Here is a 26,492-nt window from a genome sequence, read left to right on the forward strand (position 1 = left end):
CTCTTCCCTGCTCAGGCATGAACCGCATGCTCCGGCACAGCCGGGTGCGATCGTTGCCGCTCAATATCTTTAGTTCCGATGACAATCATATCACCACAAAGCTGCAGCACCGCACCCTCGATCAATCCGCGATCGAATAATCGCCGTGCACATTCCGCGCCAGATTCCAGCGCCATCGCGATTTCGACCCGCGACAATTCACCGACGCCGCGGGTGACGAGACACGCACCGAGGTCGCTGTCAGGCTGCAACTCGTTTGCGGGTTGCCGGATGATGGCGGGATGCCCGGGCAGGTCGACCGCGTTGGCGATCACTGTCGCGGCCGCATCGGCCTGTGACGACGTAGCCGCGAGCACCGTCACGGCATCCGCAATGCCGAGCGAAAAACTCCGGCCGTGGCGCCCGCTGGTCGCGATGCCCCGTACAGGATCGTTCGCATCGACCTTCATCGTCCGCATCACTCCGTCGCGATCGGGCCGATCCACAAGTCCGACCGAAAAATGCTCGCCCTTGCCGAGATGCAGCGCAATGTCGCCGCCATTGTTGACATAGGCCTGATCGAGCGATGCGGCCGTCAGCATCGCGCCAAGAATCTCCTCCGCCACGCTGCCGGCCACCGCGGCCATCGGCGTGATGAAGCAATCGGCGGCGTAGGGTGCGACGGCGGCATGCATACGACGCGCCACAACGCCCTTCAGTGAACACTTGCCGTGTTCCGCCTCTTTTCGCAGTCCCGGCAATTCCAAGCAGAGCTCGTCCAGCAGCCCGGTGAAACGGCGCGACGCCGCCTCGTAGGCCGCACGCACCTCGCCCGCATCTCCGCTCGCCTCGACGATCAGATCAATCGGACCATCCTGCAAATGCAGCCGCCGGCCATCAGACAGCAATGCGATTTGCGGGAGCCTTGTCATACCCGGCGCCCTGGAATCGGGTTCTGCCAGAGCAATTGGCGGACATCGTCACCGCCCCTCACCTCGGACAGCGGCTTCACGTAATCCATGTGCCCGCCGAGCGCGGCATAGTCGGTCAGCTTCATCGTGAATTCGATCGGCGCGACCAGCGCCGGGGTCGGTACATAGCCGAACGCGCCTGAAGGCATCTGCGTCACATCGACCATGTAGGTGATGCCGCCGCCCGGCCAGACATAGACCGCGGCTCCGCCGCTGGTGACGCGCGTCAGCGCGTCCTTCACCGAACGCGTCAACCGCACCGGGTTGTCGGTGACGCCGGCACGTAGTGAGCCCCCCGCTCCCGCCATGAACAGCACCGTGCACAGCGCCGGCTCGCAATTCTCCTGGATACGCTCGACCGAGAATTTCAGATCCGGCGGCATTTCAGTCTCGACCGGCTTCAAGGCCTCATCGAGCACGTAGTAGGACGAATGCTCGCCGGTCGTGGAGACCATCAGCATGGTCAGCCCCGCCTTCGCTTCCTTGGCGTCGAACGGTCCGAGAATCGCGAGCGGATCGGAGATGTTGGTGCCGCCCCATCCCGTTCCGGGATCGGCGACCTGGAAATAGCGGCCGGGCGTCGAGCGGCGGCCCTTCATCTTGATGCCGGTGTCGGCGATGTCGAGCAGCTTGCCGGCCTGGTGCTCGCTGAGCACGCCGGTGATGTGGTCATCGACCACGACGACCTCGTCGACCTTGCCATGCCATTGCTTGGCGAACATGCCGATCGTCGCCGAGCCGCAGCCGACGCGCATGCGCTCTTCCTTGGCGCCATTGACGATCGGTGGTTGGCCGGCCTGCACCACCACGCTCGCGCCGCCGTCGATGGTGAGCTCGACCGCCCTGCAATTGGCGAGGTCCATCAGCGTGTCGCAGGTGACGCGTCCCTCCTTCTTGGAGCCGCCGGTGAGATGATGCACGCCGCCGAGCGACAGCATCTGCGAGCCGTATTCGCTGGTGGTGACGTGGCCGACCGCTTCGCCCTGGGCGCGCACGGTCGCGGTTTCCGGCCCGAGATAGCGGTCGGTGTCGATCTTCACCTTGATGCCGCAATAGGAGAAGATGCCCTCGGTGACGACGGTGACCATGTCGACGCCGTCAACCTCGGACGAGACGATGAACGGCGCCGGCTTGTAATCGGGATAGGTCGTGCCCGCTCCGATTGCAGTCACGAAGGTCGAGGGCTCGTGAACGATCGTGCCGTCCCAATCCTCGGTGCGGCTGAACGGCACCAGCTTGCCGCCGTGCGACACCGTGCGCTCGAGGATGATGTGCGGATCGACGCGAACGAGCTTGCCATCATCATTGGCATAGCGGTCGCAGGCACCGGCCGCGCCAGGCTTGATGTAGCACATCACCGGACAGGCATCGCAGCGGATCTTGTCGGTGGCGGCGCTCGTCGTTTCAGTCACCATGTGCAAGCCAGCGGATCACGGGGGCTTATCATTCGTATACGAACGATGTTGCGCGCGCTCCCGATAGCTGTCAAGCGGCGGTGCAGGTGAAAAGATGCCGCTGCCGAATAAAACCTCATTTGCCTCCCTGCTCTGTCCACAAAGCGGGCAGTTGCGTTGCACTGCGGCATGCCGGCTTGCACGTTTGTGTACAAACGGTATCGTCGCGACGTACAATTTTCACGGTCGCAGGGCTTGAGAACGAGGATGATGCAGACACCGATCCGCCTCACCGTGAACGGCAGGATCCACGACGTCACGGCTGCGCCGCAGACGCCGCTGCTCTATGTGCTGCGCAACGATCTCGCGCTCAACGGCCCGAAATACGGTTGCGGCCTCGGCGAATGCGGCACTTGCACTGTCCTGATTGACGGAGCTGCGGCGCGCTCCTGCGTGATTCCAGTGAGCGGCTGCGCGGGGCGCGACATCGTCACGCTCGAAGGCCTCGGCACACGCGACAAGCCCGATGTCGTCCAGCAGGCCTTCATCGACGAGCAGGCCGCACAGTGCGGCTATTGCCTCAACGGCATGATCATGACCACCAAGGCACTGCTGGCGATCAATCCCCAGCCGACCGAGCAGGAGGCGCTGGCTGCGCTGCGCTACAATCTCTGCCGCTGCGGCACGCATGTCGAAATCCTCCGCGCCGTGATGCGCGCCTCTAGCCAACCCGCCGGGGCCGGTGATTGATGGCCTCCCCTCTCTCGAACGCAGCCGAGCGGCCATCGGGCTCGCTCGCCGTCGTCCGCGCGCTGGATACGGACGCATCTGAAACGTTCGTCCGGATCACCGCGGACGGTTCGGTCAACGCCTATAACGGCCATGTCGATCTCGGCACCGGCATCCGCACCGCGCTCGGCCAGATCGTCGCCGAAGAGCTCGACGTCTCCTTTGCCCGCGTCGTCGTCGTGCTCGGCGACACCGCCGTTGTGCCGAACCAGGGCGCGACGATCGCCAGCGAAACCATCCAGATCACCGCCGTTCCCCTGCGCAAGGCTGCTGCACAGGCGCGGCACTTCCTGATTGCCCGCGCAGCTGAGCGTCTTGAGTTGCCGGCCGCGGAGCTGACGATCGAGGATGGCCTCGTGCGCGGACACGACAATCGCAGCGTCAGCTATGGCGAGTTGATCGGCGGCGAGACCATCCGGCTCGAGCTTGCCGACGACGTCGCGGTCAAGCCTGTCGGCGACTATGCCATCGTCGGCCAATCGATGCCTCGCGTCGATCTGCCGGCCAAGGCCACGGGCGAGCTGACCTTCGTGCACGACATCCGCGTGCCCGACATGCTGCACGGACGCGTGGTGCGTCCGCCCTATGCCGGCGTGGATGCCGGGCCGTTTGTCGGCACCAGCCTGATCGCGGTCGACGAATCCTCGGTGCGCGATATCCCCGGGATCGTTGCCGTCGTGCGCATCGGCGATTTCGTCGGCGTGGTCGCGGAGCGCGAGGAGAATGCAATTCAGGCGGCGGCGCAGCTCAAGGTGAGTTGGAAGCCCACGCCCACACTGCCCGATCTCGCGGATGTCGAGACTGCGCTGCGCGCCAATCCGTCGACACCGCGCACGCTGATCGACAAGGGCGACGTCAACGCGGCGATCGCCGGCGCGGCCAAGCCGATTCAGCGCACCTATGTCTGGCCGTATCAGATGCACGCGTCGATCGGTCCATCCTGCGCGGTCGCTGATTTCAGGGACGGCAATATCCGCGTCTGGTCGGGCACGCAGAACCCGCACATCTTGCGCGGCGACCTCGCGCAGCTGATCGAGCGACCGGAGAGCGAGATCGAGGTCATCCGGCTCGAAGCAGCCGGCTGCTACGGCCGCAACTGCGCCGACGATGTCAGCGCCGACGCGCTGCTGTTGTCGCGCGCCGTCGGTCAGCCGGTGCGGGTGCAGCTGACGCGCGAGCAGGAGCACGCCTGGGAGCCGAAGGGCACCGCGCAACTCATCGACGTCAATGGTGGGTTGAACGCGGACGGCGGCGTCGCCGGCTACGATCTCGCCACGCGCTATCCGTCGAATGCCGCGCCGACGCTGGCCCTGCTGCTGACCGGGCGGATTCCGCCGGAGGCCGCGGTGCTCCAGATGGGCGACCGTACTGCGATCCCGCCATACGACTACGACCACATGCGCGTCGTCGCGCATGACATGGCGCCGATCGTGCGCGCCTCCTGGCTTCGCGGCGTCTCGGCGCTGCCGAACACGTTTGCGCATGAATCCTATATCGACGAGCTCGCGACCGAGGCCGCTGTCGATCCGATCGAATATCGCCTGCGCTATCTCAAAGACCAGCGTGCGGTCGATCTCGTCAACGCGGTGGCCGAGCGTGCGGGTTGGACACAGCGACCGGTTCGCGAAGAGAAAGATGGCGAGGTCGTGCGCGGGCGCGGATTTGCCTATGCGCTCTATGTCCACAGCAAGTTTCCCGGCTTTGGCGCGGCGTGGTCGGCCTGGGTTGCCGACGTCGCGGTGAACACGGCGACGGGCGACGTCAGCGTGACCCGCGTCGTTGCGGGACAGGACTCCGGCTTGATGATCAATCCGGACGGCGTGCGCCACCAGATCCACGGCAACGTCATCCAGTCGACCAGCCGCGCGCTGATGGAGGAGGTTTCGTTCGAGCGCGGCGCTGTGGCGGCGCGCGAATGGGGCGCCTATCCGATCATCCCCTTCCCTGACGTTCCCAAGATCGATGTGCTGATGCTGCCGCGGCCGGACCAGCCGCCGCTCGGCGTCGGCGAGTCCGCCTCGGTGCCCAGTGCTGCGGCGATTGCGAACGCGATCTTCGATGCCACCGGCGTTCGCTTTCGCGAGCCGCCGTTCACGCCGGAGCGTATCCTCAAGGGGCTTCGCGGCGATGCCCCGGCTACGCCGCAGGCACTGCCCGCTCCCGCTGCGCCGCAAGCATCTCGCATCTGGCAGAATCCGTTCGCCAAACGCGCCGGCATTTTTACAACGATCGCGGCTGTATGTACCGCTGCGATCGGCGTTGGCGCAGCGCTCTTGCCCGGACGCGCCATCGCGCCGATCGCACGGCCCGACGCGTCGGTCTATTCCGCGGCGACGATCGCACGCGGCGAGCTGCTCGCCGCGCTCGGCAATTGCGCGGAGTGCCACAGCACGATCGGCGGCGCGATCAACGCCGGAGGGCGCGCGCTGGAGACCCCGTTTGGCACGGTCTACGCGACCAACATCACGCCGGACGTCGAGACCGGCATCGGCGCCTGGTCCTATCCCGCCTTTGAGCGGGCGATGCAAGACGGGCTGCATCGCGACGGGCGCCAGCTCTATCCCGCTTTCCCTTACACGCATTTTTCGAAGACGAGCGAGGCCGACCTTCAGGCGCTCTACGCCTATCTGATGGCGCAGCCTGCGGTGCGCGCGACGATCCCAGCGAACACACTGTCCTTCCCGTTCAATCTCCGCCCGCTGCTCGCGGGATGGAATGCGCTGTTTCATCAGACACACGAATTCAAACCTGATCCCGCAAAGTCCGAGCAGTGGAATCGCGGCGCTTATCTCGTCGAAAGTCTCGGCCATTGCAGCGCCTGCCATTCGCCGCGCAATGCGCTCGGCGCCGAACAGCGCGATGCCTATCTCGCCGGAGGCTTCGCCGAGGGCTGGGAGGCACCGCCGCTGACCTCGCTCTCGCACGCGCCGATCCCGTGGAGTGAAGACGAGCTTTACAATTATTTGCGCACCGGCCAGTCGCGCTATCACGGCGTCGCGGCCGGTCCGATGGCGCCGATCGTCAGGGATCTCACGGCGCTACCCGACCACGACATTCGCGCGATGGCCGTTTATGTCAATTCGTTCAACGACTCCGCGACCGCCAGCCAGACGCAGGATGCGCTCGCCGCCAAGCTCGAGAGCGCCACACAAGTCACCGTCGCCGCTTCCACCGGCGCACGGCTCTATCAGGGTGCTTGCGCCGTCTGCCATGAGGTCGGCGGCCTGCCGCTGTTCGGCAGCCGGCCCTCGCTTGCGCTCAACAGCAATCTGCACAGCGTGACATCTGACAATCTCGTGCAGGTCATCCTGCACGGTATCGCCGAGCCTGCCTCAAGCGACCTCGGCTACATGCCCGCGTTCAAGAACAGCATGAGCGATGCGCAAGTCGAGGAGCTCGTGACGTTCCTGCGCAATCAGTTCGCGCCGGACAAACCGGCATGGACCGGCGTGCGCGACACGATCGCGCGCGTGCGCGCTTCTGCACATTAGGAATGCTTCTTCACCTCCACCGGCGGCGTGCCGTGGGTGTGGAAGGACTCGATCGTCTTTAGTCCCCACGCCTGACCTTTCTTGCGCTCCTCTTCCGTCCACACGATCGGCCTCCAGTCCGGCGCGAGGATGAGGCGCGCGCCGGCATTGGCGACTTCGACGCGATTGCCTCCGGGCTCGTAGACATAGAGGAAGAAGGTCTGCTGGATTGCGTGCTTGTGCGGGCCGGTCTCGATGTGGACGCCGTTCTCCAGGAAGATGTCGGCGGCGCGCAGGATCTCCTCGCGGCTGTCGAGCGCGTAGGTGACGTGGTGGAAGCGGCCGGACGTGCCGGAATGGTCGAGCGAATAGGCGAAATCGTAGCTCTTGTTCGACATGGTCAGCCACATCGCGGCTTCCCGTCCGTCGTTGAGCACGATCTGCTCGGTCAGCCGGCAGCCGAGATAGTTCTCGAAGAACTCGCGGTTGGCCTTGATGTTGACGGCAAGGCAGTTGAGATGATCGAGGCGACGGACATTGACGCCGCGCGCGGGAAAACGCTGGGCCTGGTTCTTCAGCGCGGGCTTCAGTTCCGGCGGCGCCTGATACCATTCGGTCTCGTAATAGAGCTCGACGATGTGGCCATCGGGATCGCGGCAGCGGAAGGTCGGCCCCTGCCCCATGTCGCCATCGATCCAGCCGATGTCGAAGCCGGAACCTTTGAGTGCGGCGACGCGGCGCTCCAGGGCCTGCTGGCTTCGCGCGCGCAGCGCCATATGCTCCATGCCGGAGGTCTTCGACGCCGTCAGCTTCAGCGAATAGCGCTCGTAGTCGTCCCAGCCGCGCAGATAGACTGACTCGCCCTTTTGGCCGCTGACGGTCATGCCCATGACGTCGACGAAGAATTTCAGGCTCTCGTCGGGCTTCGGCGTCAGCAGTTCCATGTGACCGAGATGGGCGAGATCGAAAATCGGTTCGGGCTGCATGGTTTCCTCCAAGGCATAATCTGCAATCCGCGTGACCGGATCGCGCAATCGGGCACAGGGCGCAATGACGATGCGCGCATGAGCCTGGGGGCGAGACTGACGTCCGCCGCTTCATTTGTACTAATGTACAAATGATTAGGTCTCGTCAACAAACCAAACCGCGTCTTCCGGCGAGCCAGCGCCACCGGCCGGCGCCGGTCTCGACCTGCGCGGCCATCGGCCGACTGCCCGAATGGTAAAATCTTCCTTAAGCCGATTTCGATCCATCGGCCTAGAAAAGCAGCACTCTTCGACCGCTTCCGCCTGCAAGTATGCATTGGGAACAAACCTATTGGCCGAATTGTCGCGGATTTAACGAAGCCGCCGCGCCAGCCGTTTAACCGTTTGTGCAGCCCCGGCTCGCATAGTCAGGGTTAAGCTCCTCACTCATGCCAGGTTCAATCCAGTGACATCCTTTGGACGCGTGATTTCGGTACGCGGATCGCTCGCCCGGGTCGGGCTTCTGGCGGCAAGCCAGATGCCGGTCTCGGAAGTTCGGGCCACCGTCGGCCGCTTCGTCAGCATCCGCTGCGCCAGCTCGGTCATCGTCGCCATGATCACCGAGGTGTCGTGCGAGAACCTCTCGAACGCTGATTACATTGCCGTCGCATCCGTCGACTTGCTCGGCGAAATCCTTAATGCCGCCGACAAGGCCAAGTTTCAGCGCGGTGTCACCAACTATCCGACCATCGGCGATTCCGTCGACCTGATCACGAGCCAGGAGCTGCGCACGATCTACGCGCCGACCGGTTCGGACCAGATCAATGTCGGCTTCCTTCAGCAGGACCGCTCCGTGGTCGCCTATGTCGACGTCGAGGAAATGCTGTCCAAGCATTTTGCGGTGCTGGGATCGACCGGCGTCGGCAAATCGACCGGCGTGTCGCTCCTGCTCAACGAGATCCTCAAAGCGCGGCCCAATCTGCGCATCTTCCTGCTCGACGTCCACAACGAATATGGCCGCTGCTTCGGCGACCGCGCGCTGGTGCTCAACCCGCGAAACCTGAAGCTGCCGTTCTGGCTGTTCAATTTCGAGGAAATCGTCGACGTGCTGTTCGGCGGCCGCGCCGGCGTGCCCGAAGAGCTCGATGTCCTCGCCGAGGTCATCCCGATCGCCAAGGGTATCTACACCCAGTACCAGAATGCCGACCGCCTCGGCCTGAAGCGCATCGACCCCAAGCAGGTCGGCTTCACCGTCGACACGCCGGTGCCGTATCGCCTGGTCGATTTGATCTCGCTGATCGACGAGCGCATGGGCAAGCTGGAAAACCGCTCCTCGCGCATCATCTATCACAAGCTGATCTCCCGCATCGAGGCTGTCCGCAACGACCCGCGCTACGCCTTCATGTTCGACAACGCCAATGTCGGCGGCGACACCATGGCCGAGGTGATCAGCCATCTGTTTCGCCTGCCCGCCAACGGCAAGCCGATGACGGTCATGCAGCTCGCCGGTTTCCCGGCAGAAGTGATCGACTCGGTCGTCTCGGTGCTGTGCCGCATGGCCTTCGATTTCGGCCTGTGGAGCGACGGCGTCTCGCCGATGCTGTTCGTCTGCGAGGAGGCGCACCGCTACGCCTCCGCCGACCGCAATGTCGGCTTCGGGCCGACCCGCAAGGCAGTGTCGCGCATCGCCAAGGAAGGCCGCAAATACGGCGTCTATCTCGGCCTCATCACGCAGCGGCCCGCAGAGCTCGACGCCACCATCATCTCCCAGTGCAACACGCTGTTCACGATGCGCCTTGCCAACGAACGCGACCAGGCGCTGCTGCGCGCCGCAGTGTCGGATGCGGCAGCGAACCTGCTGTCGTTCGTGCCCTCGCTCGGCACCCGCGAGGTGCTCGCGTTCGGCGAAGGCGTCGCGCTGCCGACGCGCTTGCGCTTCAAGGAGGTGCCCCCGCATCAATTGCCACGCGGCGAAGCCACCATCAGCAGCGTTCCTTCCGTAACGTCGGGTCACGACATGCATTTCGTCGGCGCGGTGCTCGAGCGCTGGCGCGGCGCCACCTCGCAGCGCGACGTGCCGAACGACCCGGTGTTTTCGCAACCGCCGGCCAAGACGCTCGCCCCCATCGAAACGCCGATGCTGCAACCGTCGATGGGGCTCGACCCAGACCGCTTCTCGCTGTTGAAGAAGCCGCTGCGGTAAGCCGGCTCGCTCTCCACACATTCCGCTGTCATGCCCCGCGAAAGCGGGGATCCAGTATGCCGCGGCCTCTCCGTATCCCATTGCTGTCTCTGAAATACTGGATCGCCCGCTTTTCGCGGGCGATGACAGTGATTGCGCGCAGACACACCTTCGCATTCTCGCGGCGCATTTCGCCCGAGCTTTGCTCTTCGTCGCTCCCTCCTTCGAACAGGAGGGCGCAGGGAAGGCCGGGCGCCGGCTGGCACCCGTGATCCGTGCGCCAAGGATATGCACACGGTTTTGACCACAGGTTTGACCGAGAACGCCCGGCCTTCCCTGCGCAATGGTTTGACGGCTTACTTCGCGCTCTCCCCGGGGAGTCGAACCCAATTGCCCCCGTTACCTTGCCGGTGGCTGACGCGCCGGCCCGGTTGAACCAGGCGCATCACGGCAAGACTTGACGCCAGATTCGGGCGTCAGGACCACGCGACTTGACCGTCCGCGCACGTCTTCGCCGGGAATTCGAGGGCTGGCCGTGTGCTCACCCGCGAACTCCTGTGAAGACGCCGTCAGCGCCGTGTCATCGCGCGAGAGCTCATTGCTCACGGAGCACCTGTGACGGATTCCCGCCCTGCAACGCCCTTCGCGCCCGACGCCGTCGCGGCCATCGCATTCCGGCCCGCGCCTCGTGACGATCGCGAAACGCCCCTGTCGCCGGTCCGGAACGGGCGATTTAATACGACAAATCCGAATTTCTGTAAATAGGAATATTTTTGTGCGCGCGCCTTGACGCGTCGGGCAAAACACCCGGATGTCTTGAACATATGCCCTCGGCTTCGTACCGGCTACGCGGCCATGCTCGGCCGCGCCGCGACCAGCGCGTACCAGCGCTGTGACGCAACGTTGGTTTCGGGGATCGGCAGTCCTAGCGCCTTGGCCGCAAAGTCGGTGGTGACGATGGCCGTGATGTCGGCGACGCTGAAGCGGTCGCCGGCAACGAACGGCACCTCAGTGAAACGCACCTCGAGGTCGGCATAGAAGTCCGCAATCCGTTGGCGGCCGCGCGCGACGAGTTCCGGAATCTGCGCGTAGTCGTGCGGACCGGAGATCGCGCGGCCCTTGAGGCCGGCAGCCGCGTTGCGAACAGTGTCCATCACCGCGGCAAAACCTTCGAGCTCCATCCGCCGCTCCCACATCGTCACCAGCGCCTTGTCCTTTGGCGAAGTGCCAAGCAGCGGCGTGCCGGGATAGACCTCCTCGAGATAGCGCAGGATGGCCGGCACCTCGCCGATCCCTGTTCCGTCTGCGAGCACCAGCGTCGGCACGACACGGCGCGGATTGATCCGGACATACGCCTCGGAGAACTGCTCCCTGGAACCGAGATCGACGGGAATGCGCGAGGCGGAGATGCCTTTCTCGGCAAGGAAGATGCGGACCCTGCGCGAGTTGGGGGAGCCGCTTGATTCATAAAGCTTCAGTTGATCGGATGACATGAAAAGTTTTCCACGATTGTACGAGATTGAAAGAGGCAGAGACGGGCCGGCTTGCCAGCCGGCCCGCCGCCGTCAGCCCGCCGACTTGCCGCCGTCGACCGTCAGGATGTGCCCCGTGACGAAGCTCGCATCCGCCGAGCTGATGTAGAGGATCGCTCGCGCGATCTCGTCGGGCTGGCCGATCCGCTTCTGGGCATTGAGCGTCGCGAGGTAGGCCTTGACGTCTTCGGTACCGGTGAAGCGGTCGAGCATGCCGGTCTGAACCGGTCCTGGCGCCACGGCGTTAACGCGTATTCCCAGGCTGCCGACTTCCAGCGCGACCGACTTGGTCAGCCCTTCGACCGCGTGCTTGCTCGCCGCATAGATCGAGGCATTCGCGCCACCCTCGTGTCCGAAGGTCGATGAGACGTTGACGATGCTGCCACTGCCCTGCGCCTGCATGATCCGCAGCTCGTGCTTCATGCTGAGCACGGTGCCGAGAACGTTGGTGTCGAAGGTGGCGGCATAGCTTTCCGGCGTCTGCTCGGTCGCCGGACCGGGCTTGCCTTCGGTGCCGGCTGAGTTAACGGCGATGTCGAGGCGACCAAAGCGCGCGACGGTCTTGTCGACCAGTGCACGGACATCGTCCTCGTGGCGTACGTCGGCGCGAACGAACTCCGCCTCCGCGCCTGCGGCGCGCAATTCGGCGGCAAGGGCATTGCCGGTCTCGTCGTGGCGGCCGGACGCGACGATTTTGGCGCCCTTCTGCGCAAAAGCGAAAGCGGTGGCGCGGGCGATGCCCGTCAGCGCGCCGGTGATCAGGACGACGGGGGTGTTGACTTGGGTAGTCATGACATTTCCTTTCGAAAGCAATTGACTATTCATGCCTCACGCGTCTGGATTCATGGTTCCTCTAAACCGGTAAACCCTTCAAACAGACCGCGATGAAGCCTGAAATAGGCCTTGCCGCGCCTCAGGAAAAAGACTTTGTTGCTAGGATCCCATGCCTAGAAAGTATCCCTCTTGGATCTGCGCCACCTCCGCTATTTCGTCGCCGTCGCCGAAGCGGGCAGCCTCACCGTCGCCGCCGAGAAGCGGCTGCACACGGCGCAGCCCTCGCTCAGCCGGCAGATGCGCGACCTCGAAGCCGAGCTTGGCTGCGAGCTGATGATTCGCGGCGCCAAGGGCGTCGGGCTGACGGCCGCCGGCCGCGTGTTCCTCGACCACGCCCGGGTGGTCTTGCTCCAGGTGGAAGCGGCGAAGGAGGCAACGCGGCGTGCGGCAACGCCAGCAAAAGCCTCATTCGTGCTTGGCTTCCTGACCGGGTACGAATTCGACTGGCTGCCGGCGGTGATGCGCATCATGCGCGACGAGCTTCCGAGCACCGAGGTGGTCATCCTCAGCCTGTCATCACCCGACCTCGCCGACGGCTTGATGCGCGGCAAGATTGATCTCGCCTTCCTGCGGCACGAACGGCGGGCGGCCGGCGTCGTGTTCACGCGGCTGATCGACGAGCCGCTGATCGTGCTGATGCCCTCGGAGCATCGCCTGGCCGCACGCGACGCGATCACGGCCGATGACATCGCACGCGAGCAACTGGTTGGCGTGCCCCACGACAAGTCTCCGGCGCTGCGCGCGGTGACCGACGCCTACGGACAACGCCTCGGCATCGATCTTACGCCCGACCATCTCGTCGACAATCTCTCGATGGCGATATCGCTCGTAGCATCGACCGGTGGAATCGCGTTGATGCCGCTCTACGCGCGCAATCTGCTGCCTTCCACGGTAACCTACCGGGTGCTGGGCGGCGTGCCACCGACGATCGACCTGTCGCTCGGCTACAACGAGGCCAACACGTCACCACTTCTGAAGACGATCGTGTCGAAAATCAGCGAGCTCAAATTCGCACGCGCGTAGGATCGCGTTCCCCGCGCGGCGTCCGCGCTTTGCGCGGCCGATGATGATCAACTATGGTCCGCCCGTCGCGAGATCAACCGGGAATAACCGTCATGCCGCAGCCTCCGTCCACAAAACGCTTCCCCGCCCCCGCCCTCGACAAGTTGCCCGACGACATCCGCACGCGCCTCCTCGCGGTGCAGGACAAGAGCGGCTTCGTGCCGAACGTGTTCCTGACGCTGGCCTATCGTCCGGACGAGTTCCGCGCCTTCTTCGCCTATCACGACGCGCTGATGGAGAAGGACGGCGGCCTCACCAAGGCCGAGCGCGAGATGATTGTGGTGGCGACCTCGGCGGCGAACCAGTGCCAGTATTGCGTGATCGCCCATGGCGCGATCCTGCGCATCCGCGCCAAGAACCCAGTGATCGCCGACCAGGTCGCGGTGAACTACCGCAAGGCCGACATCACGCCGCGACAGAAGGCGATGCTCGATTTCGCGATGAAGGTCTCGGCGGAGGCGCAGCTGATCTCCGAGGATGATTTCGCCGCGCTCCAGCCGCACGGCTTCAGCGACGACGACATCTGGGACATCGCCGCGATCTCGGCCTTCTTCGCGCTGTCGAACCGGCTGGCGAATTTCACCGGCATGCGGCCGAACGACGAGTTCTATCTGATGGGACGTTTGCCCAAAAAGTGACTTACAAGCCATGACGGAGCTCGACTGGCCCGACATCCTGCTGCGCCTTGGCGTTGCGACGCTTGCCGGCAGCGCGATCGGACTCAACCGCGACCTGCACGGCAAGCCAATCGGGTTAAAGACACTCGGCATCGTCGGCCTCTCCACCGCCACGGTGGTGCTGCTCGCCGTGCAGTTCGCAGAGCCCGGCAAGATCACCGATGCCGCAAGCCGAGTCATCCAGGGCATCCTCACCGGCATCGGCTTTCTCGGCGCCGGCGTCATCGTTCACGAGAGTCAACGTTTTCGCGTGCGCGGCCTGACCAGCGCCGCCTGCACCTTTCTCGCCGCCTGTCTCGGCATTGCCTGTGGTGTTGGCCAATGGAAGATCGTCCTGGCCGCGCTGGCGCTCGCCTTCTTGCTGCTCACGATCGGCCGGCGCATCGAGCGCCGGCTGCACCGAGCGCTCGGCGGCAGGGACGACCCGCACGAGGCGGAGACGCACGAGCGCTAGCGCTTCGCCATCAACTCAAGCGCCGGGGCAAAACGTTCGGAAAACGTCGCTGCCTTGGCCTCGCGAGCTGCCGCAAGCGAAGCCGAGATGAACGTGTGAAACCCTATTGAGGCGACCGCGAGCATCGCGGCGGCGAAGACCAGACGACGCATTTCTTCCTCCTTTGTGGGCTCGATCGCCACGAAGATGGAACGGCTTTGTTTCAGGACCTTTTCGTGCGGCCCGGAAAATGATTTCACTCAAAAGACTGTGATGTGGTGCGGTTCGTGACGCCGCCTGCCGCAATGCGGTTGGCATACCTTCGTATAGCCCGTTCATCCCTTTTTATGCCCTCTGCATAGGCTCGTACAATTGAGCGACGGCGAGAGGCCCTTATGCTCGCGGACTAATCCGAAGCGACGCATGGACAGCGCGAACTTCACTCACGAATAGCGCGACCAACAATAGTCACCGTCGTTTTGCAGTGGGCGCGAGCCGTGTTTGGAATTTTGCGCCCGCGATCACGATCGTGAATCGCAAGCCTGCAGCGACAAGCAGCTTTTGCCGAAATGCAGGGTTTTCGAGGAACACTCAAATGAACGTCGTCATTCAGAAGCTCAATGGCCTGTGGCACCTCATCGTCGGGTCATGTCAGATCCGGACTCCTTTCCTGGAAACCCAGGATCGCGGGCTGGTCGTGACTTACGCCCGCCGCATCTACCCCGGTGCCAGGATATTCCAACGCGACTGATGTGAGCGTTGTCTCCTGATTGCGTTGATTCTCGCGCAAACGATCGGGTTCCACTTCGTCGCTTGCGGCCAGGCACGATTATGTTCGGCATCGTCATCATCGCGCTTTAGATCGTTGTTCGATCACGATCTTTTCGAAAGCGACGGCATGCCTTCCTTGCATCGCGCGACAACGATTGCGCGCTGACACCCCCTCGACGTAATCGCTGCGACGTACCCGTGTCACATCCGCGTCGTCGGGCACGCTCGATAATCGCTCCCCGTTCCAGACCACATCCGCGCGAGAATCGCGCAGCGAGCTTGGGGGCGTTCACATGAACAAGAAGAGCCTTTTTTCCCTGATATCGGCTATGTCGCTCGCCACATCGCTGGCTGGCGTAGCAGTGCCGGCACGCGCCGACGGCGACGACCGCGACCGCGACTTCGGCAACTCCCGCAACCACGACCACGACGGCGATCATCACGGCCGCAAGTCGCAAGTCGTGCTGATCTCGCTCGACGGCGCCAAGCCCAATTTCATCCAGCAATTCATCGAAGAAGGCGTACTGGCGCGTGACGGCGGCCTGGCGCGGCTGAGCCGCCGCGGCGCAGTGGCACTGCAAAACGTGACGGCGTCGCCGTCGCTGACTGCCGTCTCGCATATCGAGATCGCCACCGGCTCGACCGCCGTCCACAACGATATCCTCAGGCCGCACGACGTCGACGGCGAGGTGCTGCATGAGATCCTGCGCTGAAGCGGCCTGTGTTTAGCGGCTGCTGTGGACCCTTACAGCAGCCGCTAAGCGCGAAATAATGTCACAGCCGGACGCGCACGCGCGTCAGACGGTGCCGATGATTCCCTCCACCAGATAGTCGGTGTGCTCGAGCGAGGGATCGTAGAGCCCCGTATCCTTGTCGCTGATGACCTTGCCGGTGTTGCTCTTCACGGTGCCGGCGAAGATCGGCTTGCCCGCCTTCAGTTCGGCAATCGCGGCCATGGCGGCGTTGCGGCCGGCGTCGCTGCAACCGGCGCCGAAGGCGGAGCTCGCCACCATGTCCTTGTCGTATCCACCGATCATCATGTTCGGCAGCTTCTCGCCCCTGGCGATCATGCCGGCAAAACTCTTGTAGATGGTGCCCCATTTCAGTTCGGCGCCGGTGATGAAGCCCTTCGGCGCCAGATTGGCCTGGTCGGCGTTGTGGCCGCAGCTCTTGACGCCGCGCTTTTCCGCGGTCTCGATCACGACCTTGGGGCTGTCGATGTGGCAGGCAATGACATCGCAACCGGCGTCGACCAGCGCATTGGCCGCCTCCGCCTCGCGCACCGGAAGCGCCCAATCGCCGGTGACGATCAGCTGCACCGTGACATTGGGATTGACCTTGCGCGCGCCCAGCATGAACGAATTGACATTGCGCAGCACCAGCGGAATCGGCTTTGCGGCAATGTAGCCGATCTTGTTGGACTTGGTCGAAAGACCGGCGGCGATGCCGTTCACATAATGGCCCTGGTCCAGATAGCAGAAATATCCGCCGGCATTGGACGGGTGCTTGTCGGCCTGCCAGAGCGACGTCGGGTGGCGAAACTCGACCTTGGGATATTTCTTGGCGGCGTCGACCATGAACGGGTTGAAATAGCCGAACGAGGTCGGAAACAGCAGCGATGCGCCGTCGATGTTGATCATCGATTCCATCGTCTTCGCCACCGCCGCCGTCTCCGGAACGTTCTCCTCCTCGACGACCTTGACGCCCGGAATTGCCCTCAGCGCCTGCGCGCCGACGGCATGGGCCTGGTTCCAGCCATAGTCGGCACGCGAGCCGACATAGATGATGCCGACGGTGATATCAGCGGCGCGTGCCGGTGCGCCGAGGCCGGAGAGCACGAAGGGACTTACGGCAACGCCGCCCAGAAAGCCGCGGCGGGAGAATGAATGCGTGGTCATTGGCAATACTCCGTGGTCGGCCGTGGCGTCGCGGCGCACGGCGATGGCAAACACAAGAAATGAAGCGGTGACGTCGAAGCGGCGGCTAAGGCGGGTTGGCGGTGATCATCGCTTCCCCCTCGCCTTGGATTTCGGAAGCGCCTTGGGTTTAGGAAGTCGCGCAACCTTGGTCGAGCCGCTGGCAGCAAGGGCTTCGCTGTAGCGCGACAGCACCGCGCCGAGATCAAATCCCGCCGCCGAATCCCCGTCGAGCAGCGCGCGTTGCTCGACCGAACCGAGATGATGATCCATGATCCTGATCGCGGCGTCGGCATTCCCTGCCCGCAAGGCCGCCACGATCTCGCGATGCTCGTTGACAGCACAATCGGCCGAGTGCGGCCGGCCATAGAGCGCAAGAATGAGCGAGCAGCGCGACACGACTTCGCCGAGATAGCGGCGGATCAGCGTATTGCCGGCCATCTCGCCGAGCCGGGTGTGGAATTCGCCGGCCAACCGGATCGACACCCGCGCTTCGCCGGCCTGACGCGCGGCTTCCTCGGCACGGACATGGCCCTCCAGCTCCGCGCCAAATCGCGGTTGCCAGCGCGCAATCACCAGGCGCACCACCTCGCGCTCCAGCATGCGGCGGGTCTCGAAGATCTCCTTGGCCTGGTCCAGCGTCGGCCTGGCCGTGGTCGCGGTCCGCCGCGGCGGCGCATCAACCAGGCCCTCCGACTGCAATTGCGCCAGCACCTCGCGCACCAGCGTTCGGCTCATGCCGAAGCGCATGCCGAGCTCATCCTCGGGAAGCTTAGTGCCCGGCGGCAACGCCTGCTCGATGATGGCCTGGCGCAGCGCCTGGCAGGCGAGATCGACGCGGGAGGATTTCTTGCTCATCGGACCGTCGCGCTGGGGATGCCGGTCGGCATTGATCGGCGAAATCTGGTGTACAATATCATCTTCAACTGTACACATAATGAGGGGATTTTAGCCGCGCAGCGCGAAGATTCGGCACTCGCCCGCTCAAAGTTTGCACTCGATTGATCGCTGAAACTGCCGATAATCGCCAAGAATGCAACCACCGCCGGGACGCCGCCACGGTCGCCGAGCGATTTACAACTGTATACAAGAATTGTCAGAAACCGCATTCCGGAGGCCAATTTGACCGAGACAATGATCAAACTGCGGCTCAACCAGCAGCAGCTCGAATTGATAGACCGGACCATCGCCAGCGGCGTCGCGCCGGACCGCGCCGCCCTGGTGCGGCTGGCCGTGCGCGAATACGCGGCTGCGCGGAAGGCGGAGACCAAGGCCAGGCCGAACGATCTGGAGCCGGTGCGATGAGCGAGCGCCCCATCCTGTTCGAACACGTTTTGGAGCCAGGCACCGGCAAGGCCATCGAGCTCCTGAAGGGGCAGATCCTGCGCATCGCGCAGGTCGAAGGCGGCCAGTGCGCCGATTTCAACTGCTTCAACCTGCACGACTACAAGGAGTTCATGCATTGCGGGCGAACCCGCACGGTGCACGGCTTTCATCCGACCAAAGGCACCTTCATGTGGTCGGCGCCGCCGCGGGAGCGCGCGATGCTCTACATTCTCGAGGACACGGTAGGCCGCAACGACGTGCTGTTCCCCCGATGCAGCGCCTATGTCTATGAGGCGTCCTACGGCTTCTCGGTGCACACCAATTGTCATGACATCCAGGCCGAAGCGCAGCGCGAATACGGATTGACGCCTGACGACGTGCACGATTCCTTCAACCTGTTCATGTGCACCGGCGTCGACGAGGATGGCCATGCCTACATGACGCGACAGACAACCAAGGCCGGCGACCATGTCGACCTGCTGGCGCTGATGGACGTGCTGGCGGTGCCCAATGTCTGCGGCGCGGACGTGATGCGCACCAGCAATTTCGCGCTGAAGCCGCTGAAGCTGACGGTGTTTGCGGCAACGGAAGCTGATCTCGCGCGCGTGCCGAAGACGCCGACGCTGGCAAGCCAGCGCACGCCGAAGGATTTCCGCAATCCGACCATCAAGACCGATCGGCCGCTGCGGCGCGACCCCGCCTACCGGCCGGAGTTCCCGAACACGCCGATCCGAATCACCGAACTGCCGGTCGCGCTGTCGGCCGAAGAGCTTGCGGCCTTCGACGCCGTCAAGCGCAGCGACATCTATGGCGAGGACGATGCCGCAGCACTGCGCGACATGCTGTTCTCGTGGTGGGAAGAGCGCTTCCTCCAGGCGCATGCCGGTGCGCCGTCGATCGAGAGTGAATGATGGATACGCCTGCTTACCAACCTGACGACGTGACCTTCGACTTCCGCGCGCTGTCGGCGCGCGACAAATACAAGCTGCTGATCGGAACCGTGGTGCCGCGGCCGATCGCGCTGGTGACGACGGTCGATCCCGAGGGACGCGTGAATGCGGCCCCCTTCAGCTTCTTCAATTGCCTGTCGGCCGATCCGCCGATCCTGGCGCTAGGGGTTGAGAACCATCCGGACATGCGCTTCAAGGACACCGGTCTCAACATCCGCCTGACCGAGGTCTTCACCGTCAACATCGTCTCGCATGCGATCGCGGAAGCCATGCATGTCTGCGCCGTGCCGTTCGCGCCGGAGCATGACGAGTTGAAGGCGGCGGGATTGACCGCGATGCCGGGCAAGACCGTGGCGTCGCCCTGGATCAAGGAGGCTCCGGCCGCATTCGAATGCCGCCGCCATATCACCCTTGAGCTCGGCAAGTCGCGCCAGATCATCATGGGCGAGATTTTGTTTGCGCATTATCACGCCGACGTCGTCGACGCCGAGCGCCTGCACATCGATCCTGCCCGGCTCGATGCCATCGCCCGGCTCGGCGGCAGCACCTGCTCGACCATCCGCGACCGTTTCGACATGGCGACGCCGACGCTCGATGACTGGAGCCAGCGGAAGTCGTAGAGGAGGTCCAATCAAAGCGTTGGCGACTGGTGCAGATAGCGTCCGTCGAAGTCCACAAGTTCCATAAATTTTCGCTCGTCGAGCACGGTAACGCTGCCGCGGTGCAGCTCGACGATGCCGTCCTGACGCAATTGCTTGATGACGCGGTTGGCATGCACCGCGGTGATGCCCAAGGCCTCGCCGATCTGCTCCTGGGTCAGCGGCATCTCGAAATTGTTGCCGTCCACGCGCCCGACGATCCGCAGGCGTTCGCGCAATTCGATCATGACATGGGCGAGCCGCGCGGGCGCCGGGCGCTGGCCGACATTGACGATCCATTCGCGAAACATCGCCGCGTGCAGCGTCTCATGGCTGATGCAGCCGAGCGTCGACGGCGCCGCCTCTCCCGGGGGCGCCGGCAGGCGTGAGCGCAATCCGCCGCAAACCAATCCGAACGAAGCAACCAGCAGCAGGATCGCAATCGGCACGAGATATGAATAGCGGGCCAGCAGCCACACCAGGACGCCGATCAGCAAGCTCACGAGCAATGCCCGAATATCCCGACGCAAAACGGCAATCAGCGGCGGAACGGCCGCCATCATCGTGAAGATGAAAACGCCCTGACTAGGCCACATCGCTGTTGCTGGGATTCCCGCGGCCCTAGTCGTCGTCCGCCGGCCCGCACCAGCCGGGCAGATAGATCGCATCCTTGCTCTTGGCCGCCGCCATCGCCTTCTCGAGCGCCTTGTCGAAATTGGCGTCGACCGCCTTGCGCGAGAGCTTTCGGCGCAGATAGTCGGCCCACAGGAATTCGGAGAACGGCGTGGTGTCTTTGGCGAAGCCGCCCATGCGGCGAAGCTCGCCGGCGAGGCTGCGGAAGGGATCGTCCTTGAGATCGACGACCGATTTCGGCAGATCGCGGAACGGCCGCCGCTCGCCCTTGGCGTCGTAAGGATAGACCCAGCGCTTGTTGTCCATCACGCCCCAGAACGCTTCGCGCTCGACCATCCGGAGATCGCCGACGATGGTCACCAGCACCTCCTTGATGCCTTCGTCGTGCAACGCACGGCCGAGATGATGATGGTCGATCACGTAATAGCGCTGGTCCGGCCCGTACACGACGGGAATCATGTGGGTGCCGAGCAGGTCGGACTGCTTCTTGTTGCCATGCTCGCGCCAGCGCTTGCGCTTCTCCTTGACCTCGCGCATGCCGACCGTCATTTGCGTCGGCCGAAGCGACAGGATCGGCACCGGATGCACTCTCGGTTCGCGCGCGTTGGTGGTCATGGTCGAAGGCCCCCTCATATGGTTGCAACTGATGGTCCAGGGTTCCCCGGATTATGCCACGGGCTCCGCCGCAACAAAATGCAGTCGGCTCGCCCAACGAGATCACAAGCCCATGTTCCGGCAGCGAGAGGCGCAAGCTCTTCGACTGTTGTTGCAGCGCAACCCACGCGTCCCTGACGCCGGGATGACAACCTGCCCTGCGATCGTTCACAGCCCCCGATGAAGGATCATGCGAACGCGCAATGCACGTGCGCGTTGAGAAGATTTTCTGCAACGCTTGTGCCACGTATGCTATCTAAAATTCGCTGCTTCGGAGTGATCCCCACGCCATGAAATCCCAGCGGCCCATAGCCTCGGGCGACGAGCATCAGGTGCTCCAGTTCAGGCCGCGGACCACACCCTCCCCGCCGATCCGGCGGGGCAGCGGCATTGTGCAGCCGCTGCACGCAGCACCCGAGCCGCTCGACCTGTCGCGCTACGAGCGGCCGCGCGAGGAGCCCGACGATTTCCGTCATCGCATGCTTGCCAACATCGCAGCGCTGGCCTTCACCATCGCGCTGACCGCGATCGGGATCTGGCTCGCGGTCAGCATCGCCGACCTGCGGCGGACCCAGGATTGCGTGCTGATGGGCCGGCGGGACTGCGCCAGGATCACGACGCCGCATATCTAGGCATGGCCGCTCGGAGGCCCCCTGGCCGAAGCCGCTCGCCGGAGGGCCGTTGGAACGGCATCCCCAGCTCTGTCCCCGGGCCTGTCCGGCTCCATTGAACTCAGGGCGGCGCTCCGATATACGGGCTTTCGACCCGGCCAGAGGGGGGTTGAGGGCGTCATTCGGGGCGCGATGCCCACCCACCGCGCCACTCTGGAAAATATGACAAATATCCGCAATATATCAAAGGCTTAGTGATGTCCTCCACATTCGATCAGGTCGCTACGATCATCGCTGAAACCTGCGACATCCCGCGCGACACGATCACGCCGGATAGCCATGCCATCGATGATCTCGGCATCGACAGCCTCGATTTCCTGGACATCGCGTTCGCGATCGACAAGCAGTTTGGCATCAAGCTACCGCTGGAAAAGTGGACCCAGGAGGTCAACGACGGCAAGGCGACCACCGAGCAGTATTTCGTGCTGAAGAACCTGTGCGCGCGCATCGACGAGCTGGTTGCGGCCAAGGGCGCGAGCGCCTAAGCGCGCTGTCATGCAACTCGAATACTTCCACATGATCGATCGCATCGTCGACCTCAACGTCGACGAGAAGAAGATCGTCGTCGAAGCCCAGGTCCCGAAGGAGAGCACCATCTTCGAGGGGCACTTCCCGGGCTATCCCTTGATGCCCGGCGTGCTCCTGATCGAATCGATGGCGCAGGCTTCGGGCTGGCTTCAGCTCGGCGTGTTCAAGTTCGAACGCATGCCGATCCTGGCCGCCGTCAAGGAGGCCAAGGTCCGCGGCTCGGTCTTCCCCGGCGATCTCATGAGCATCGAGGCGAGCATGGCCCACGAAGGCTCGGGCTATGCCGTGACCGAAGCCAAGATCAGAGTCGGCGGCAAGCTGCGCGCGAATTCGACGCTGACCTTCACGCTGATCCCCTTCCCCAATGCGGATATGCGCTCCCATATGGACGCGATCGCCAAGCGCGTCGGCTTTCCGCAACAGGCCGTATCGCCATGACTGACACTCCCGCTTCGAAACCGGGCCAGACGGAAGTCTGGATCACCGGCATTGGGCTCGCCACCTCGCTCGGCGAGGGGCTGGACGCCAACTGGGCCGCGCTCCAGGAGCGGCGCATCAATGTCGACGAGAAGGGTTTTGCACCCTGCGTCGTGCATCCGCTGATGCCGGTCTCCTTCGACGCCCAGATCCCGAAGAAGGGCGACCAGCGCCAGATGGAAGCCTGGCAGCGCATCGGCACCTATGCCGCAGGCCTGGCGCTGGATTCCGCTGGCATCAAGGGCAACAAGGATATCCTGTCGAAGATCGACATGGTGGTGGCCGCCGGCGGCGGCGAGCGCGATCTCAATGTCGACAGCGGCGTGCTCACGGCCGAGGCCAAGGGCGCCAATGCGCCCGGCTTCCTCAATGAGCGGCTGATGAGCGATCTGCGGCCGACGCTGTTTTTGGCCCAGCTCTCCAACCTGCTGGCCGGCAACATCGCCATCGTGCACGGCCTCGGCGGTACCTCGCGCACCTTCATGGGCGAGGAGGTCGCGGGCGCAGACGCGGCACGCATCGCGCTGTCGCGCATCGCCTCGGGCGAGAGCGACATTGCGCTCATCGGCGGCTCGCATAACGGCGAGCGCAAGGACCTCATGGTTCTCTACGAATTCGGCGACTTCAACCTGAAGGACAAGTTCGCGCCGGTCTGGGCGCGCAAGGATCACGCCGGCTTCGCACTCGGCTCGGCCGGCGCGTTCCTGGTGCTGGAATCGAGGGCGCACGCGGAAGCGCGCGGCGCAAAGCCGTTCGCTAAACTCTCGAGCGTCGTCGCCGACCTGGCCCGGCGCAAGCAGCCCGGCGACACGGCGGCGACGCTGGAGAAGCTGTGGGCCAAGCTGCCGATGCACGCGGGCAAGGGCGCGATCATATCAGGCGCGACCGGCGCGGAGCCCGCGACCTCAGAAGAGCACGGCTTCCTACAAAGCCACGCCGACTTCCCGGTGCGATCGACCGGTACGATGTTCGGCCACACCATGGAGACGCAATTCCCGCTCGGGATTGCGCTCGCTGCGCTCTCGATCTCGCGCGGCGCGCTGTTCCCGCCGAACGATTCCACGGGGACCGAGATTGAAATGCAGGGAGCGCCCACCCAGATTGTGGTGGTGGGGGCCGGACACTGGCGCGGCGAAGGCATGGCGCTGGTCGAGGCCGTGAGCTAGCTCTAGCGGGGGATCGACATGACTACACCACGCGACAAACTCGGGCGCCCCGTCGTCGTCGTCACCGGCATGGGCATCATGACCTCGCTCGGTGCCGGCAAGGCCGACAATTGGGCGAAGCTCGTGGCCGGCGAATCCGGCATCCGCACCATCACGCGCTTTCCGACCGATGGGCTGAGGACGACGATGGCCGGCACGGTCGATTTCGTCAGCGTCGATCCGTTCTCCTCCACCGCCCTGTCCGAGCGGATGGCCGATCTGGTTACGCAGGAAGCGCTCGACCAGGCCGGCATCGGCGCCAAGGGCGATTTCCCGGGCCCGCTGTTCCTGGCAGTCGCGCCGGTCGAGGTGGAGTGGCCGCAGCGCCGCGAGCTCGGCCGCGCCGTCGGCAAGCTCGACATCAACTACGACGACCTCTTGCGCATCTCCGGCGGCGGCAAATACAGCGCCTATCATCACCGCTTCATGTTCGGCTCGGTTGCCGCCTATCTCGCCGAAACATTCGGCACCAAGGGTTCGCCGATCTCGCTGTCGACGGCCTGCGCCTCGGGCGCAACCTCGATCCAGCTCGGCGTCGAGGCGATCCGCCGCGGCGAGACCGATGCCGCGCTGTGCGTGGCGACCGACGGCACTGTGAATCCCGAAGCGCTGGTGCGCTTCTCGCTGCTCTCGGCGCTGTCGACCCAGAACGATCCGCCGCAGGCGGCCTCCCGCCCCTTCTCCAAGAATCGCGACGGTTTTGTCATGGCCGAAGGCGCAGGCGCCCTCGTGCTGGAAAGCTATGAAGCCGCGACCGCGCGCGGCGCAAAGATTCTCGGGGTGATCGCCGGCTGCGGCGAGCTCACCGATTCCTTCCATCGCACCCGCTCTTCACCGGACGGCAAGCCGATCATCGGCTGCATGAAGAAGACGCTGGCCGACGCCGGAATGGAGCCGGACCAGATCGACCACATCAACGCGCACGGCACCGCGACGCCCGAAAACGACAAGATGGAATTCAACACGACATCGGCCGTGTTCGGCGATCTCGCGCAGAAGATTCCGGTCACCTCCAACAAGTCGATGGTCGGCCACACCATCTCGGCCGCCGGCGCGGTCGAGGCGATCTTCTCGCTGCTCACGCTCGAGCATCAGCGCATTCCGCCGACGATCAACTACGACAATCCGGATCCGACGATCCTGTTCGACGTCGTCGGCAACAAGGCGCGCGACGCCCGCGTCACCGCGGTCATGTCGAACTCGTTCGGCTTCGGCGGCCAGAACGCCTCGTTGATCCTGACCCGCGAACCGGCCTGACCGGACGCATGGCGCTGTTACCTGCGAGCATCAAGGCCCGCGCGCGGGAGGCTGCCAAATCGCTCGGCGGAGGCCTGATCGGCGCCGCCACCGTCGGCATGCTTCGCACCACGCGCTATTTCGATCCGGTCAAGACCTCGGACTTCTTCGCGCGCGTCACGAAGCTGATCGGCCCGCGCCTGCGCGAGCACCGCATCGGCCGCGCCAACCTGGCGGCTGCCTTTCCCGAGAAGTCGCCGGAGGAGATCGAACAAATCCTGATGGGCGTCTGGGACAATCTCGGCCGCGTCGGCGCCGAGTTCGCCCATATGGACCATGTCTGGGATTATGACCGCGACCATCCGGAGAAGAGCCGGATCGAATTGCCGCCGCGCAGCGTCGAACTGTTCGACCAGATCAGGGACGACGGCAAGCCGGCGCTGATTTTTGCGGCCCATCTTGCCAATTGGGAATTGCCCGCCCTCGCCGCCGTCGCGCATGGGCTCGATGCCGCGATCCTCTACCGCCGGCCGAACATTGCGTCAGCCGACCGCATCATCCAGGAGATGCGCCAGGTCAACATGGGCACGCTGATCCCTGCGGGGCGCGACGCGCCGCTGCGGCTCGCGCAGGCGCTCCAGGACGGCAAGCACGTCGCCATGCTGATCGACCAGTATTTGACCGGCGGCGTCGAGGTTACCTTCTTTGGCCGCAAGACCCGCGCCAACCCGATGCTGGCGCGCCTGCTGCGCCAGGTCGAATGCCCCATCCACGGAGTCCGCATCATCCGCCAGCCCGGCGGCCGCTTCGGCGGCGAGCTCACCGAGGAGGTTAAGCCGGTACGCGACGCCGATGGCAAGATCGACATCCAGGGCACGACGCAGGCAATCACGAGCGTGGTGGAAGGCTGGGTCCGCGAGCATCCGGAACAGTGGCTGTGGCTGCACCGGCGGTGGCGGTAGGCAATTAGTCAAAGCAACATAATCCGGCCGCATGTTCCTCATCCTGAGAGCCCGACCGAAAATGAAGTCGAGTCATTTCAATGGCTTGAATCGCTTCTCACCCAACGGAGAGGACTCAAGTCATTGCGCTTTTTCGAAGTCGCCCGGCTTCCAGCTATAGTTGACGGCCGCCTCTTCTGAGCCGTAGAGGCGCAAGATCGAGAAGAATCCCCGGCCAGGCGCCAGCTCGGCTCCAGC

At 64.2% G+C, this 26,492-nt stretch carries 27 protein-coding genes; 17 read left to right on the plus strand and 10 right to left on the minus strand.

Going from position 1 to position 26,492, the window contains the following annotated elements; translation table 11 throughout:
- Nucleotides 1-11 precede the first annotated feature (11 nt).
- Entirely contained in the window at nt 12-911 is a 900-nt protein-coding gene (locus ABIB73_RS04670; RefSeq protein WP_354221876.1) for a UPF0280 family protein, read from the minus strand.
- Nucleotides 908-2,365 (minus strand): 6-hydroxynicotinate reductase, encoded by a 1,458-nt coding sequence (locus ABIB73_RS04675; RefSeq protein ID WP_354221878.1) that lies wholly within the window; start codon nt 2,363-2,365, stop codon nt 908-910. The genes ABIB73_RS04670 and ABIB73_RS04675 overlap by 4 nt, the downstream gene beginning before the upstream one ends.
- A 246-nt stretch (nt 2,366-2,611) precedes the next feature.
- Here ABIB73_RS04675 and ABIB73_RS04680 point away from each other — a divergent pair, with 246 nt between their 5' ends.
- The gene (locus tag ABIB73_RS04680) at nt 2,612-3,094 is read left to right on the plus strand and encodes a (2Fe-2S)-binding protein (RefSeq protein WP_354221880.1); all 483 of its coding nucleotides are present in this window, start codon (nt 2,612-2,614) and stop codon (nt 3,092-3,094) included.
- Nucleotides 3,094-6,624 carry a molybdopterin cofactor-binding domain-containing protein gene (locus ABIB73_RS04685; RefSeq protein WP_354221882.1) on the plus strand — a complete coding sequence of 1,177 codons (3,531 nt, stop codon included), beginning with the start codon at nt 3,094-3,096 and terminating at the stop codon, nt 6,622-6,624. Before ABIB73_RS04680 ends, ABIB73_RS04685 begins: the two co-directional genes overlap by 1 nt.
- On the opposite strand, the gene ABIB73_RS04690 is transcribed toward ABIB73_RS04685, so the two are convergent.
- Nucleotides 6,621-7,589 (minus strand): catechol 2,3-dioxygenase, encoded by a 969-nt coding sequence (locus ABIB73_RS04690; RefSeq protein ID WP_354221883.1) that lies wholly within the window; start codon nt 7,587-7,589, stop codon nt 6,621-6,623. The two genes, ABIB73_RS04685 and ABIB73_RS04690, sit on opposite strands and share 4 nt — an antisense overlap.
- Nucleotides 7,590-8,034: 445 nt before the next feature.
- On the opposite strand from ABIB73_RS04690, the gene ABIB73_RS04695 reads away from it, so the two are divergent.
- The gene (locus ABIB73_RS04695) at nt 8,035-9,771 is read left to right on the plus strand and encodes an ATP-binding protein (RefSeq protein WP_354221884.1); all 1,737 of its coding nucleotides are present in this window, start codon (nt 8,035-8,037) and stop codon (nt 9,769-9,771) included.
- Between the two features lie 824 nt (nt 9,772-10,595).
- On the opposite strand, the gene ABIB73_RS04700 is transcribed toward ABIB73_RS04695, so the two are convergent.
- The gene (locus ABIB73_RS04700; protein ID WP_354221885.1) at nt 10,596-11,243 is read right to left on the minus strand and encodes a glutathione S-transferase family protein; all 648 of its coding nucleotides are present in this window, start codon (nt 11,241-11,243) and stop codon (nt 10,596-10,598) included.
- Between the two features lie 72 nt (nt 11,244-11,315).
- Entirely contained in the window at nt 11,316-12,074 is a 759-nt protein-coding gene (locus ABIB73_RS04705) for an SDR family NAD(P)-dependent oxidoreductase (protein ID WP_354221886.1), read from the minus strand.
- Nucleotides 12,075-12,245: 171 nt separating this feature from the next.
- Between ABIB73_RS04705 and ABIB73_RS04710 the strand changes: the two genes are divergently transcribed.
- From ABIB73_RS04710 to ABIB73_RS04720, 3 genes are all read left to right on the plus strand, one after another.
- Nucleotides 12,246-13,139, plus strand: coding sequence for a LysR family transcriptional regulator (locus ABIB73_RS04710; protein ID WP_354221887.1), 894 nt, complete (start codon nt 12,246-12,248; stop codon nt 13,137-13,139).
- Nucleotides 13,140-13,231: 92 nt separating this feature from the next.
- Nucleotides 13,232-13,816: a peroxidase-related enzyme gene (locus ABIB73_RS04715; RefSeq protein WP_354221888.1), complete on the plus strand. Its 585-nt coding sequence runs from the start codon at nt 13,232-13,234 to the stop codon at nt 13,814-13,816.
- 10 nt (nt 13,817-13,826) lie between these two features.
- Nucleotides 13,827-14,309 (plus strand): MgtC/SapB family protein, encoded by a 483-nt coding sequence (locus ABIB73_RS04720; RefSeq protein WP_354221889.1) that lies wholly within the window; start codon nt 13,827-13,829, stop codon nt 14,307-14,309.
- Here ABIB73_RS04720 and ABIB73_RS04725 read toward each other — a convergent pair.
- Nucleotides 14,306-14,548 (minus strand): hypothetical protein, encoded by a 243-nt coding sequence (locus ABIB73_RS04725; RefSeq protein ID WP_354221890.1) that lies wholly within the window; start codon nt 14,546-14,548, stop codon nt 14,306-14,308. The two genes, ABIB73_RS04720 and ABIB73_RS04725, sit on opposite strands and share 4 nt — an antisense overlap.
- Nucleotides 14,549-14,883: 335 nt before the next feature.
- On the opposite strand from ABIB73_RS04725, the gene ABIB73_RS04730 reads away from it, so the two are divergent.
- Both ABIB73_RS04730 and ABIB73_RS04735 read left to right on the plus strand, forming a co-directional pair.
- The gene (locus tag ABIB73_RS04730) at nt 14,884-15,039 is read left to right on the plus strand and encodes a hypothetical protein (protein WP_354221891.1); all 156 of its coding nucleotides are present in this window, start codon (nt 14,884-14,886) and stop codon (nt 15,037-15,039) included.
- Nucleotides 15,040-15,388: 349 nt separating this feature from the next.
- Nucleotides 15,389-15,772 (plus strand): alkaline phosphatase family protein, encoded by a 384-nt coding sequence (locus ABIB73_RS04735; RefSeq protein ID WP_354221892.1) that lies wholly within the window; start codon nt 15,389-15,391, stop codon nt 15,770-15,772.
- An 84-nt stretch (nt 15,773-15,856) separates the two neighbouring features.
- On the opposite strand, the gene ABIB73_RS04740 is transcribed toward ABIB73_RS04735, so the two are convergent.
- Complete coding sequence (locus tag ABIB73_RS04740; RefSeq protein ID WP_354221893.1) at nt 15,857-16,957, minus strand: BMP family ABC transporter substrate-binding protein; 1,101 nt, start codon at nt 16,955-16,957, stop codon at nt 15,857-15,859.
- 105 nt (nt 16,958-17,062) lie between these two features.
- Nucleotides 17,063-17,833, minus strand: coding sequence for a GntR family transcriptional regulator (locus ABIB73_RS04745; protein ID WP_354221894.1), 771 nt, complete (start codon nt 17,831-17,833; stop codon nt 17,063-17,065).
- Nucleotides 17,834-18,097: 264 nt separating this feature from the next.
- Here ABIB73_RS04745 and ABIB73_RS04750 point away from each other — a divergent pair, with 264 nt between their 5' ends.
- From ABIB73_RS04750 to ABIB73_RS04760, 3 genes are read left to right on the plus strand one after another with little or no spacing between them, the layout of a single operon-like run.
- Entirely contained in the window at nt 18,098-18,280 is a 183-nt protein-coding gene (locus ABIB73_RS04750) for a hypothetical protein (RefSeq protein WP_354221895.1), read from the plus strand.
- Nucleotides 18,277-19,212 (plus strand): DUF1989 domain-containing protein, encoded by a 936-nt coding sequence (locus ABIB73_RS04755; protein ID WP_354221896.1) that lies wholly within the window; start codon nt 18,277-18,279, stop codon nt 19,210-19,212. Before ABIB73_RS04750 ends, ABIB73_RS04755 begins: the two co-directional genes overlap by 4 nt.
- Nucleotides 19,212-19,871, plus strand: a complete 660-nt coding sequence (locus ABIB73_RS04760; protein WP_354221897.1) for a flavin reductase family protein — start codon at nt 19,212-19,214, stop codon at nt 19,869-19,871. Before ABIB73_RS04755 ends, ABIB73_RS04760 begins: the two co-directional genes overlap by 1 nt.
- An 11-nt stretch (nt 19,872-19,882) precedes the next feature.
- Here ABIB73_RS04760 and ABIB73_RS04765 read toward each other — a convergent pair whose 3' ends face one another.
- Together ABIB73_RS04765 and ABIB73_RS04770 are read right to left on the minus strand one after the other, a co-directional pair.
- Complete coding sequence (locus ABIB73_RS04765; protein ID WP_354221898.1) at nt 19,883-20,449, minus strand: Crp/Fnr family transcriptional regulator; 567 nt, start codon at nt 20,447-20,449, stop codon at nt 19,883-19,885.
- Between the two features lie 61 nt (nt 20,450-20,510).
- Nucleotides 20,511-21,137, minus strand: coding sequence for a ParB-like protein (locus ABIB73_RS04770; protein WP_354221899.1), 627 nt, complete (start codon nt 21,135-21,137; stop codon nt 20,511-20,513).
- Nucleotides 21,138-21,466: 329 nt separating this feature from the next.
- Here ABIB73_RS04770 and ABIB73_RS04775 point away from each other — a divergent pair, with 329 nt between their 5' ends.
- The 6 genes from ABIB73_RS04775 (at nt 21,467) to ABIB73_RS04800 (ending at nt 26,255) form a co-directional block, all read left to right on the plus strand.
- Nucleotides 21,467-21,808, plus strand: coding sequence for a hypothetical protein (locus ABIB73_RS04775; protein ID WP_354221900.1), 342 nt, complete (start codon nt 21,467-21,469; stop codon nt 21,806-21,808).
- A gap of 236 nt (nt 21,809-22,044) precedes the next feature.
- Nucleotides 22,045-22,332 carry an acyl carrier protein gene (locus ABIB73_RS04780; protein ID WP_007592476.1) on the plus strand — a complete coding sequence of 96 codons (288 nt, stop codon included), beginning with the start codon at nt 22,045-22,047 and terminating at the stop codon, nt 22,330-22,332.
- Between the two features lie 10 nt (nt 22,333-22,342).
- On the plus strand, nt 22,343-22,813 hold the full coding sequence (locus ABIB73_RS04785) for a 3-hydroxyacyl-ACP dehydratase FabZ family protein (RefSeq protein WP_354221901.1): 471 nt from the start codon (nt 22,343-22,345) through the stop codon (nt 22,811-22,813).
- Nucleotides 22,810-24,018 carry a beta-ketoacyl-ACP synthase gene (locus ABIB73_RS04790; protein ID WP_354221902.1) on the plus strand — a complete coding sequence of 403 codons (1,209 nt, stop codon included), beginning with the start codon at nt 22,810-22,812 and terminating at the stop codon, nt 24,016-24,018. Before ABIB73_RS04785 ends, ABIB73_RS04790 begins: the two co-directional genes overlap by 4 nt.
- Before the next feature lie 18 nt (nt 24,019-24,036).
- Nucleotides 24,037-25,314: a beta-ketoacyl-ACP synthase gene (locus ABIB73_RS04795; protein ID WP_354221903.1), complete on the plus strand. Its 1,278-nt coding sequence runs from the start codon at nt 24,037-24,039 to the stop codon at nt 25,312-25,314.
- Between the two features lie 8 nt (nt 25,315-25,322).
- Entirely contained in the window at nt 25,323-26,255 is a 933-nt protein-coding gene (locus ABIB73_RS04800) for a lipid A biosynthesis lauroyl acyltransferase (RefSeq protein WP_354221904.1), read from the plus strand.
- The last annotated feature ends 237 nt before the right edge of the window (nt 26,256-26,492 follow it).

It is taken from the genome of Bradyrhizobium sp. F1.4.3, assembly GCF_040548375.1.
In the GTDB taxonomy this organism is placed as follows: domain Bacteria; phylum Pseudomonadota; class Alphaproteobacteria; order Rhizobiales; family Xanthobacteraceae; genus Bradyrhizobium.